Origin of the sequence: Salidesulfovibrio brasiliensis JCM 12178, from assembly GCF_001311825.1 — a bacterium.
Taxonomy (GTDB): Bacteria; Desulfobacterota; Desulfovibrionia; order Desulfovibrionales; family Desulfovibrionaceae; genus Pseudodesulfovibrio; species Pseudodesulfovibrio brasiliensis.
On record NZ_BBCB01000091.1, the window covers coordinates 1 to 11,022 of the forward strand.

7 protein-coding genes, 1 tRNA gene and 3 pseudogenes are annotated in these 11,022 nt (G+C 60.9%); 9 read left to right on the forward strand and 2 right to left on the reverse strand.

Annotation, left to right across the window (positions count from 1 at the left end):
- Both JCM12178_RS15085 and JCM12178_RS21080 read left to right on the forward strand, forming a co-directional pair.
- Window positions 1-268: DUF4401 domain-containing protein (locus JCM12178_RS15085; protein WP_157054947.1), on the forward strand; the 268-nt coding region annotated here is incomplete at its 5' end.
- Window positions 261-739, forward strand: a pseudogene (locus tag JCM12178_RS21080) (GDYXXLXY domain-containing protein). The gene JCM12178_RS15085 and the pseudogene JCM12178_RS21080, both read left to right, overlap by 8 nt.
- Here JCM12178_RS21080 and JCM12178_RS15095 read toward each other — a convergent pair.
- Together JCM12178_RS15095 and JCM12178_RS21085 are read right to left on the reverse strand one after the other, a co-directional pair.
- Window positions 736-2,130 carry a putative bifunctional diguanylate cyclase/phosphodiesterase gene (locus tag JCM12178_RS15095; protein ID WP_083465976.1) on the reverse strand — a complete coding sequence of 465 codons (1,395 nt, stop codon included), beginning with the start codon at window positions 2,128-2,130 and terminating at the stop codon, window positions 736-738. The pseudogene JCM12178_RS21080 and the gene JCM12178_RS15095 sit on opposite strands and share 4 nt — an antisense overlap.
- A gap of 242 nt (window positions 2,131-2,372) precedes the next feature.
- A pseudogene (locus JCM12178_RS21085) lies at window positions 2,373-3,959 on the reverse strand (PAS domain-containing protein); the annotation flags it as partial.
- A 99-nt stretch (window positions 3,960-4,058) separates the two neighbouring features.
- Between JCM12178_RS21085 and JCM12178_RS15105 the strand changes: the two are divergent.
- From JCM12178_RS15105 to pheT, 7 genes and pseudogenes are all read left to right on the forward strand, one after another.
- Window positions 4,059-4,133 (forward strand) — tRNA-Val (locus JCM12178_RS15105).
- A gap of 73 nt (window positions 4,134-4,206) precedes the next feature.
- The gene (thrS, locus tag JCM12178_RS15110) at window positions 4,207-6,144 is read left to right on the forward strand and encodes a threonine--tRNA ligase (RefSeq protein WP_054652574.1); all 1,938 of its coding nucleotides are present in this window, start codon (window positions 4,207-4,209) and stop codon (window positions 6,142-6,144) included.
- Window positions 6,128-6,676 carry a translation initiation factor IF-3 gene (infC, locus tag JCM12178_RS15115; RefSeq protein ID WP_083465978.1) on the forward strand — a complete coding sequence of 183 codons (549 nt, stop codon included), beginning with the start codon at window positions 6,128-6,130 and terminating at the stop codon, window positions 6,674-6,676. The genes thrS and infC overlap by 17 nt, the downstream gene beginning before the upstream one ends.
- A gap of 43 nt (window positions 6,677-6,719) precedes the next feature.
- Window positions 6,720-6,917: a 50S ribosomal protein L35 gene (gene rpmI, locus JCM12178_RS15120; RefSeq protein WP_054652578.1), complete on the forward strand. Its 198-nt coding sequence runs from the start codon at window positions 6,720-6,722 to the stop codon at window positions 6,915-6,917.
- Window positions 6,918-6,990: 73 nt separating this feature from the next.
- Complete coding sequence (gene rplT, locus JCM12178_RS15125) at window positions 6,991-7,344, forward strand: 50S ribosomal protein L20 (RefSeq protein WP_054652580.1); 354 nt, start codon at window positions 6,991-6,993, stop codon at window positions 7,342-7,344.
- Window positions 7,345-7,346: 2 nt separating this feature from the next.
- Window positions 7,347-8,402 carry a phenylalanine--tRNA ligase subunit alpha gene (pheS, locus tag JCM12178_RS15130; protein WP_054652582.1) on the forward strand — a complete coding sequence of 352 codons (1,056 nt, stop codon included), beginning with the start codon at window positions 7,347-7,349 and terminating at the stop codon, window positions 8,400-8,402.
- Between the two features lie 93 nt (window positions 8,403-8,495).
- Window positions 8,496-10,891, forward strand: a pseudogene (gene pheT / locus JCM12178_RS15135) (phenylalanine--tRNA ligase subunit beta).
- Window positions 10,892-11,022: the final 131 nt, after the last annotated feature.

Sequence of the window (11,022 nt, forward strand, 5' to 3'; positions counted from 1 at the left end):
TCAGGCCGGGCTGGGTGCCTTGTGCGTCACCGCTCTCTCGCTGACTGCGCCCGGCGCCGGGTTCGGCGCGGCACTTGCCGTTCTGGGCCATGCCCATGCCAACCGGCTGCTTGAGGGAGTGGGTTTGCTTTGGGTCCCGGTTTTCGTGTCCTGGTTCTATTACTGGCTCGGCTACGACCTGCTGACCAAATCGCTCATGCTCATGGGCGCGGGGCTGCTTCTGCTCGGGGTCCGGCAACTGCTCAGGTGGAGGAACGTCCATGCGTAAGGGTATCGTATTTGTCGGGCTGGCAATCATCATCGCGGTGGCGGCCTCGGCCGTGGTGCAGAAAGAGCGGGTCATCGAGAGCGGCCGTCGGGTGGTGCTGGAGCTCGGCCCGCGCGACCCGCGTTCACTGATGCAGGGCGACTACATGCGCCTGACCTACGATGTGGCCTCCACACTTCGCGAGATCGACGATCTGCCTCCAGCGGCTCTGTGGTCATGAAGAACGATGCCGACGGCGTTGGCCGCATGGTCCGCGTGGACGACGGTACGCCGCTTGCCGGGGATGAATACCGCATCCGCTACCGCAGGGACTCCCGTTCCTACAGGCTCGGCCCGGACGCGTTCTTTTTCGAGGAGGGCAGCGCACACGTTTACAACAGAGCCGAATACGGCGAGTTCCGCGCGGCCGATGACGGTTCCGTGGTGCTGGTGCGGCTGCTGGACGCCGATGGAAAGCCCCTCGGCGACTAGGTCCAGAGGGGGTTTTCCGCAAGCATGGCTTCGGCTTCGGGGGCTGGCAGCGGCTTGGAGAAGTAGAATCCCTGCCCGTATTCGCACCCCAGCGCCTTGAGCAGGCTGAGCTGGGAGTGCTCCTCGACGCCTTCGGCGATGACGTGCTTGTCCAGGCTGTGGGCCAGCGACATGATGGTTTTGACGATCTCCATGTTCTCCCGCTTGTCTTCCATATCGCCCACAAAGGAGCGGTCCACCTTGAGGAAGTGGAACGGGAAGCTGTGCAGGTGCGACAGGGACGAGTAGCCGGTGCCGAAGTCGTCGATGGACAGGCGGATGTTCTGGGCCTCGAAGCTCTTGAGCACATGCAGGGCGTAGTCCATGTTCTCCATGATGCCGCTTTCCGTAATCTCTATTTTGATGAGCTCCGGCCTGATGCCGGAGTCCCGGATCACTTCGGTGAGCTGGGCCACGATGCCGTCGGTCTTCATCTGCTCCACGGAAAGGTTCACGCTCATGGTCAGGTTGCTGAAGGCCGGGTAGCGCTCCTGCCAGATGCGTAACTGGCGCGAGGCGGCCTGTAGCACGAATTTTCCCATGGGCACGATGAGGCCGGTCTCCTCGGCCAGCGGAATGAACGCGCCCGGCGGCACGATGCCCTCCACCGGATGCTGCCAGCGGATAAGAGCCTCGAAGCCGTTGATGCGGCCGGTGCGCAGGTCGATGATGGGCTGGTAGAAGGGCACGAACTCCCCGTTTTCCACGGCCTTGGTCAGGTCGGTCTCCATCTTCAGTCGCTCGGACGCGTCGCGGTGCATATTCTCGTCGAACACGACCGCCCGGGCGCGGCCCTGCGCCTTGGCGCGGTACATGGCGGTTTCCGCGTCACGCACCAGCTCGTCGGAAGAGGAAACGCCTTCCGGGCCGGTGACGATGCCGATGCTTGTGGTGACGAACAGCTCCTGATCCTCCACCTCGAAAGGCTCGGCCAGCGCATCGCGGATGCTTTCCGCCACGGAGAGGGACTCCTCGGGCGAGGAAAGTCCCGGTAGCAGCAGGGTGAATTCGTCGCCGCCGAGGCGTGCCAGCGTATCTTCCGGCCGGATGATCTGTCCGATGCGCCATGCGAAGTACATGATCATGTTGTCGCCAGCGGCGTGGCCGAGGGAGTCGTTGACCGCCTTGAAGTTGTCGATATCCATGACCAGCACGGCATAGGGGTTGCCGGTCTCGCGCGAGCGGCGCATGGTCTGCTCCACGCGGTCGAGGAAAAGGGCCTTGTTGGGCAGGCCGGTGAGGTTGTCGTGGAAAGCGTCGTGCAGCAGTTGTTCCTCTGCGTGTTTGCGCTGCGTGATATCCGTTGCGTAGACGTGCACGATCTCCTGATCCGGCAGGGATGGTAGGTCCATGAAAGGATATGGTCGGCCACGGTGGTTTCCACCTCCAGCCGGTTGTCGCCGGTGCGCAGACAGCTGGTCACGATGTCGTTGTGATTGGCGGGCAGCAGATTGGCGAACCCGCCGCCTGCCTCGCGAACGATGGTCTGGCTGGCGGGGTTGGCGTACACGACCGAGCCGTCGGACGACGCAGAGAGCACCGGGGTAGGAGACTCACGCGGGAACGCTGCCAGTCGGGATATCTCCTGCTGCTGCTTGCGGATTTCGGTCAGGTCGACCACCACGGCGAACGCGCCGATGATTTTGCCGTCAAGGTCATGGAGCGGGGAGACGTCGTAACGCACGAAGACCTTCTTGCCTCTCGCGGAGATGGTCTCGAGGTGCAGGTTGCGAAACGCCCTGTCTTCGGCCATGGCCCGTCCTGCGATGGTGCTTTTTGCAGGGTCGCCATAGAAAAATTCGGAGAGACGCATGCCGTAATAGTCTTCGGGCTTGCCCTCGCGCTCGTACAGGTCGATGTATGGCCGGTTCACGTAGGTGAGCTGTTCGTTTGTGTCCACGGCGAGACTTGGAACGGACATGGCCTCCAGGATGCCGTTGAGGTGGCCGATGCGGTTTTTGAGCTCCGAGACCATGATGCTGGTGTCGGAAACGAGGCGGCGCATGCCGGGACCCATGCCCTTGGTGTCGGGACGGGCGTCGTAATTGCCGCCTGCCACTTCGTGCGTGTACTCGATGGCCTTGCGGATTCCGGAGGTTATGCTTCGGCTGGTGTTGGCGATGACGATGAGGGCGAAGAGCACGGTCAGTGTGCTCAGGGAGGCCCCTGCAAGGCGCCAGTTCTGATACGATTCAATGCGTTTTTGCAGCAGTGTGTCCAGCTCGTCCATTCCGGTCATGAAAAGATCGCGGCTTTGCCGTCGAACCTCTGCGGCCTTGAGCGTCAGGGCGTTCCAATCCACCCAGCCCTGTTCCCACTTGCGCATTTCCGTAGACAGCTCGTTCACGGACTGCGTGTAGTGCTCAAGCTCGGCAGCATAGTTGTCATGCAGGGTGGGACTCCTGCCGTAGAACCTGGCATCTGCCTCAATGGCCGTGAGTGAACGGTTGCGCAGCTCCTTGGACCGTGCCTCGCGCAAAAGGAGCATTTCGCTTTTCAGATGCAGGGGGAAGTGCGAAAGGGGGGCTGTTGATCGGGATTTTTCCGCCATTCGTTCAAGTTTGGCGGCAAAGATCATGTTCTCCGGCAGGGTGGGGATGGTGGCCCAGGCGAGCATTGCGCTGTCAAGGGCTGGGTCGAGCGTCAGGCTTGCGCAGTTTGCGACATGTTCAAATGTCTGCAGCAGTCTGCGCTTGACCACTTCGAGCATGTCCGAGTTCCCGGCCAGATAGCTTTCCCACGCCGAGCGCAGAGTGTCCATCCCGCAGGCGGAATCTTCGGAGAGACGCTGCGCGAGCGGTTCGGCGGACAGGCCTGCCTTCATGCGGTCGAGGCTGTCCGAGAACTCCTTTTCCAGATCGCGCAACTCTGCCTGTGCGCTTGCGGAATCCGCCTGCGGTCGCAGGTGTAAGTGATCCATGCGCGCCAGCACGGAAAGGGCCTGCATGCTCTCGCGCATGATGCTTGTTCCCGCCAGCTCGGAGCGGGCAATATCCAGATCATGCCTGAAGCTCATATCCATGAATATGGACAGAACGACGATGGGCACCATGAATGCCAACGCCGCCATGAAGAGTCGTTTGGGGGTAGAAAGGGCTATTGTATGCTTACGTCCATGTCCCATCGTGCGATGATGCCCCATGCATGTGTAGGGTGTCCAGTAAAGGAAACGGGAAAGCATAGTTCGGACGGGCGGTTTGGGAAAAAAATGAAAAAGTTGATAATTCCCGCTTGACAACCGGGGGGGTCCTGTATAGAAATTCGTCCTCGTCAACGACGAAGGCGCGTAGCTCAGGGGGAGAGCACTTGCTTGACACGCAAGGGGTCAGCAGTTCAAATCTGCTCGTGCCTACCAGAAAATTAAAGAGGGAGGCCCCGCCTCCCTCTTATTTTTTCGTGTACGACAACGCCTCAGGAGGAGGGCAGCCATGCAGATCGAAGTGGCCGGGAAACCGGTGGATATCGCAGAGGATGCTTCTTGCGGCGAGGTTCTGAAAGAGGGCCTTTCCAAGAAGCAGTTCAAGAACGTCGTCGTCGCCAAGTGCGGCGAAACCCTGCTTGATCTCACCACTACCGTGCCCGCCGATTGCACCTCCATGGAGCCCGTCTTCGCCGACTCCCCGGAAGGGCTGGACATCATCCGTCACTCCACCGCTCACCTCATGGCCGAGGCCGTGAAGAAACTCTTTCCCACGGCCAAGGTGACCATCGGTCCCTCGGTGGAAAACGGGTTCTACTACGATTTTGATTACGAGCGGCCGTTCACGCCCGAGGATCTCGAAGCCATCGAGCAGGAAATGCAGCGCTCCGTCGGGGCGGACAAGGACTTCTCCTGCCGGGTGGTCAGCGCCGACGAGGCGCGCGCCGAGTTCAAGGAGCAGGGCGAGGACTACAAGCTGGAGCTGATCGACGACCTCGAAGAGGACAACTACTCCATTTACAGCCATGGCGAGTTTGCCGACCTCTGCCGCGGCCCCCACGTTGCGCGCACCGGCATGCTCAAGGCCTTCAAACTGCTGAACGTGGCCGGAGCCTACTGGCGCGGCGACGAGAACAACAAGCAGTTGCAGCGCATCTACGGCACGGCATGGGCCACGCCCAAGGACCTCAAGAAGTACCTGCATCAGCTTGAGGAAGCCAAGAAGCGCGACCACCGCAAGCTCGGCACCCAGCTGGACCTGTTCAGCTTTCAGGAAGCAGGTGGCGCGGGCATGGCCTACTGGCACCCCAAGGGCGCGCTGGTTCGGACCATCCTTGAGGATTTCGTGACCAAGGAGCAGATCAAGCGCGGCTACGAGCTGGTGCGCGGTCCGCAGATCCTCAAGCGCGACCTCTGGGAAACCTCGGGTCACTATGAAAATTACCGTGAAAACATGTACTTCACGGAGATTGATGAGCAGGCGTACGGCGTCAAGCCCATGAACTGCCTCGCGCACATGCTCATCTACAACCGCAAGCTCATGAGCTACCGCGACCTGCCGCAGCGTTACTTTGAACTCGGCGTGGTTCACCGCCACGAGAAGTCCGGCGTGCTGCACGGCCTGCTTCGCGTCCGCTCCTTCACTCAGGACGATGCCCACATCCTCTGCCGCCCCGATCAGCTTCAGGACGAGATCAAGGGCGTCATCAAGTGGGTTCAGGACCTCATGGGCCTTTTCGATTTCACTTACTCCATGGAGATCAGCACCCGCCCGGAAAAATCCATCGGTTCCGACGAGGACTGGGAGCGGGCCATCAAGGCGCTGAAGGAAGCCATGGAGTCCGTGGGACTGCCTTACGAGATCAACGAAGGCGACGGCGCCTTCTACGGTCCGAAGATCGACGTCAAGGTGCGCGATTGCCTTGGCCGCGAGTGGCAGTGTTCCACGATTCAGGTCGACTTCACGCTCCCCGAGCGTTTCGACCTCACATATATCGGCGAAGATGGCGAACGCCATCGCCCGGTGATGGTTCACCGTGCGATCATGGGATCGGTGGAGCGGTTCCTCGGTATTCTCATCGAGCACTATGCCGGAGCATTCCCGGTGTGGTTCGCTCCGGTGCAGGCGAAAATCCTGACCGTGACCGATGCCCAGAAGGATTTTGCGGAAAAAGTCTTGCAATTCTTCCGGGAAAAAGGCATCCGCATCGAAGCGGATCTTCGGAACGAGAAGCTTGGCTACAAGGTTCGCGAGGCTCAGCTTGAGAAGATCCCGTACATGTTTGTCATTGGAGACAAGGAAGTGGAAGCCGGATGCGTCAACGTCCGTGTGAGGACCGGTGACGATCCGGGATTGCTGTCGCTTGAGGAAGCGGCCGCAATTATTGAGGATGCAGCCACGCAACCATTCAAAGACGGAGGGATGAGCTATAGCTTTTCGACGTAATGACCGCGGTCGCGGCAGGAGAGATGAGGGGCCGAGGCGCAACGAGCGCATCAGAATTCCCAAGGTGATGGTCGTCGATGACGAAGGCACCCAGCTTGGAGTTCTCGACACCCGCACGGCTCTGGGCATGGCCCGGGAGCGCGGGCTTGATCTGGTGGAAGTGGCGCCGAACGCCGATCCGCCGGTCTGCAAGTTCATGGACTACGGCAAGTTCCTGTACCAGCAGAAGAAGCGGGCGCAGGAAGCCAAGCGGAACCAGACCGTTATCCAGATCAAGGAAGTCAAATTTCGCCCGAAGACCGACGATCACGACTACGGCACAAAGCTCAAGCACATCCGCCGTTTCCTTGAAGGTGGAGACCGCTGCAAGGTAACCGTGTTTTTCCGGGGTCGCGAAATAGTCCACAAGGACCGCGGCCTCATGGTGCTGGAAAGGGTGCAGCAGGACACCGAGGATATCGCAAAGATTGAAAGCAGGCCGACGAGCGAAGGTCGCACCATGACCATGATGCTCGCTCCGGTGAAGCGATAGAACTCGGGGCTCGCCCGGTCCGGCTAACATACAGGAGGATCAAATGCCCAAGATCAAAACCAGACGTGCAGCCGCCAAGCGGTTCGTCAAGACTGGCAGCGGCAAGTTCAAGCGTCGCCGCAAGAACCTCAGGCACATTCTGACCAAGAAGAATGCCAAGAGGCGTCGTCGTCTCGGCCAGTCCACCACCGTGGACAAGGTCAATGAAAAGGCCGTGCGCCGTCAGCTGCCCAACGGCTAGTTAACACCATATCCGCCCTGTCGGGGGGAACGCGTTCCCGACCCGGAGGGTAGTAAGTGATGGAGGTATCCAAATGAGAGTCAAACGTGGAGTGACCGCCCGCAGGCGTCACAAGAAATATTTGAAGATGGCCAAGGGCTACCGCGGCGCAGGCTCCCGCCTGTACCGTACCGCTCGTGAGCGGGTCGAAAAAGCCCTTTGCAACGCCTACCGCGACCGCAAGCGCAAGAAGCGTGAGTTCCGCAAGCTGTGGATCATGCGTATCAACGCTGCCGCTCGTCTGCACGGCCTTTCCTACAGCCGTTTCATGAACGGTCTGTCCAAGGCAGGCATCGAGCTCAATCGCAAAGTCCTGGCCGACATGGCCGTTCGCGACAAAGAAGTGTTCGCGAAGATCGCCGAGGCCGCCAAAGCACAGGTTGGCTAACCGTGAGTGAAGATCTGAAGACCTTTGTAGAAGGTCTCGAAAGCCTGGCCCTTGAGTGCGAAGCTCGCAAGGGTCAGGCTTGTTCGTTGAAGGAACTGGAGGACCTCCGGGTGGAATTCCTCGGCCGCAAGGGCAAGCTCGCCGCCAACATGGCCACGCTCGCCAAGCTGCCGAACGAACTCAAGCCCGAAGCCGGACGCACGGCCAACGAGGTCAAGAACCGCATTACCGAGCTCATCGACGGCTGGCAGGCCGACCTCGTCGCCGCAGAAGCCGCCGAAAAGCTCTCCCGGTTCGATCCCTCCATGCCGGGCCGCAAGCCGTGGGCAGGATCGCTGCACCCCGTGACCCTCGTCATGGACGAAATCTGCGACATCCTCACCGGACTCGGCTTCGAGCACGCCAGCGGTCCCGAAGTGGAGAACGACTGGCACAACTTCGAAGCCCTGAACATTCCGCCCGAGCACCCCGCCCGTGACATGCAGGACACCCTGTACGTCTCGGAAAACATCGTGCTCCGCACGCACACCTCGCCCATGCAGGTGCGCAGCATGCTCGGACGCAAGCCTCCCGTGGCCGTCATCGCTCCGGGCAAGGTCTATCGCCGCGACTCCGACCTGACGCACACCCCCATGTTCCACCAGATCGAAGGTCTGCTGGTCGACAAGGGCGTGAGCATGGCCGACCTGCGCGGCACCCTGACCGCCTTCGTGCGCCAGCTCTTCGGAACCGGCACCGAAGTCCGCTTCCGTCCCAGCTTCTTCCCGTTCACCGAGCCCAGCGCCGAAGTGGACATCTCCTGCGTCATGTGCGCGGGCAAAGGGCAGAACAAGGACGGTAGCACCTGCCGCGTCTGCAAGGGCACCGGCTGGGTCGAGATCCTCGGCTGCGGCATGGTGGACCCCAACGTGTTCAAGTCCGTGGGCTACGATCCCGAAGAATTTACCGGGTTCGCCTTCGGTCTCGGCATCGAGCGCGTTGCCATGCTCAAGTACGGCATCGGCGACCTGCGCATGTTCTTCGAGAACGACGTTCGGTTCCTCGAGCAGTTCGCTTAAGCGACACGATATTCCACACGGCCCGGAACGCCCGCCCGGGCTTTCGGGCCGTGTTTTCATATTTGAGAAATTCCAAGGCTCTACGGTGTAGCTATGCTTGTCAGTTTCAATTGGTTGCGGGAATTTGTGCCCTTTGAGGGCGAAGCGCAGGAGTTGGGCGACCGCCTGACCATGCTCGGCCTCGAACTCGACTCCATCGAGGATCCGTTCGAGTCCATTCAGGAGATCGTGGTCGGCCACGTGGTGGAGTGCGTCAAGCACCCCGAGGCGGAAAAACTCTCCGTCTGCACGGTGGACCTCGGTTCCGAAACGGTTGAGATCGTCTGCGGCGCGCCCAACGTGGCCAAGGGCCAGAAAGTGCCCGTGGCACCGGTCGGCTCCAAGTTGCCCGACGGCATGAAGATCAAGAAGGCCAAGCTTCGCGGCGTCAAGTCCTTCGGCATGATCTGCTCCGAGCGCGAACTCGGCCTGTCAGAAGACCACGAAGGTATCTGGGTGTTGCCGGAAAACCTCACCGTGGGCAACAAGCTCGTGGACGAGCTGAACCTCGAACGCACCGTCCTCGACTTCGACATCACCCCCAACCGCGCGGACTGCCTCTCCATCCTCGGCTTTGCCCGCGAGACCGCGCTGGCCTTCGACCTGCCCCTGACGCTGCCCGAGCTGAATCTGACCGAATCCGGCGGCAACGCGGCCGATGAGGTCAAGATCATCATCGACGATCCCGAGCTCTGCCCGCTCTATCAGGCGCGCATCATCAACAACGTCACCGTGGGCAAATCCCCGGACTGGATGCGCTTCAAGCTCTTCTCCGTGGGACAGCGCCCGCTCGGCAACATCGTCGACGTCACCAACTACATTCTTTTCGAACTCGGCCAGCCCCTGCACGCCTTCGACCTCGAACGTATCGAAGACGCCACCATCCGCGTGGCTCCGGCACAGGACGGCATGAAGTTCACCACCCTCGACGAGGTCGAACGCACGCTCACCAGCCGCGACCTGCTCATCTGGGACGGCAAGAAGCCCGTCGCCCTCGCAGGCGTCATGGGCGGCATGAACTCCGAGATGCAGGATGACAGCACCAACGTGCTGCTCGAATCCGCCGTGTTCCGGCCCGGAACCATCCGCAAGACCGCCCGCCGTCTGGCCCTGCCCAGCGAAGCCTCCTACCGCTTCGAACGCGGCGTCGATCAGATCATGAACACCTTTGCCATGAACCGCGCCGCGCAGATCATGGCCGAAGTCTCCGGCGGAACCGTCATGAGCGGCGTGGCCAAAAACGAGCCCAAGCCCTGGCAGGACCGCACCCACGCTACCGCCACAACAAGTGCATGGAGCTGCTCGGCCTCGACCTCGAACCCGAATTCGCCAAAAAGGTCTTCACCCTTGAAGGCTGCACCGTGGACGACTCCGACCCCGCCAACTGGAAGGTCGGCACCCCGTCCCACCGTCTCGACCTCGAACGCGAAGTCGACCTCTACGAAGAAGTTGGCCGCGTCTACGGCCTCGACCGCATCGAAGCCAAGCTGCCGCGCGTGGCCAAGAGCCTCGACGGCACTGTCACCGCCGACACCGAATACGGCTTTGTCCGCGCCCTCAAATACTGGGGCATGGGCGTCGGCCTCAACGAAGCCATCAACTACAGCTTCGTGGGCAACGAAGACCTCGACCGCCTGAATCTCCCCGAAGAGGGCCGCGTCCCCATCGCCAACCCCCTCTCCGAAGACCAGAACGTCATGCGCACCGACCTCGCGCCCGGCCTGCTGAACACCCTCAAGCACAACCTCGCGCAGGGCAACACGCACATCCGCGTCTTTGAAGTCGCCCGCAAATTCATGGCCGACTCCGATTCCGACACCGAGACCCGCGAAAACCTGCGCCTCGGCATTCTGCTCTACGGCCCCCGTCACGCCGCCGAATGGCCGTGGCCACAAGGCGAAGCCGACTACCTCGATGTCAAAGGCCATGTCGAACATCTCGTCGAAGACCACCTCAAGCTCGACACCCCCGAGTTCAATCTCGTCAGCGAACACCCCTACCTGAGCCCCTGCGTCGATATCCTTCTCGGCGACCAAAGCCTCGGCTTCATGGGCAAAGTGCAGGACGATGTCGCCGACTTCTATCACGCCAAAAAAGACGTCTGGATCGCCGACCTCGACGCCGGACTGCTGCGCGAACTCGATACACAAAACAAAGTCACCTTCGACGAACTGCCGGTCTTCCCGCCCAGCCGCCGCGACATCACCGTGATCTGCCCCAAAGGCATCACCGCAGCCGCCGTGCGCGAAGCCATCAGCGACATCAAACTGCCGCTGCTCGAATCCGTCGAACTCGTGGCCGAATACATCCCCGAAGGAACAGACGAAAGGAACCTCTCCTTCCGCCTGACCTACCGTCACGCCAAAAAAACCCTCAAGGACAAGGAAGTCGACAAACAACACAAACGTGTCGTCGACGAACTTGTCCAGAAGCTGCCCGTCAGAATTTAAGGGTAGCTGGATAAGAATTGTGAAAAGGCCCGCCGAAAGGCGGGCCTTTTTGGTTGCCTCCGGCGGCTGAGGGGAAGGGAAGAGGGGAACCCCTTTTTAGCAAAAAGCGGTTCCCTCTCCCTTCCCCTCAG

Coding starts and splice junctions, on each gene's coding strand:
- JCM12178_RS15095 (WP_083465976.1), bottom strand. CDS start 2,130: ATGGACCTACCATCCCTGCCGGATCAGGAGATCGTGCACGTCTACGCA.
- thrS (WP_054652574.1), top strand. CDS start 4,207: ATGCAGATCGAAGTGGCCGGGAAACCGGTGGATATCGCAGAGGATGCT.
- rpmI (WP_054652578.1), top strand. CDS start 6,720: ATGCCCAAGATCAAAACCAGACGTGCAGCCGCCAAGCGGTTCGTCAAG.
- rplT (WP_054652580.1), top strand. CDS start 6,991: ATGAGAGTCAAACGTGGAGTGACCGCCCGCAGGCGTCACAAGAAATAT.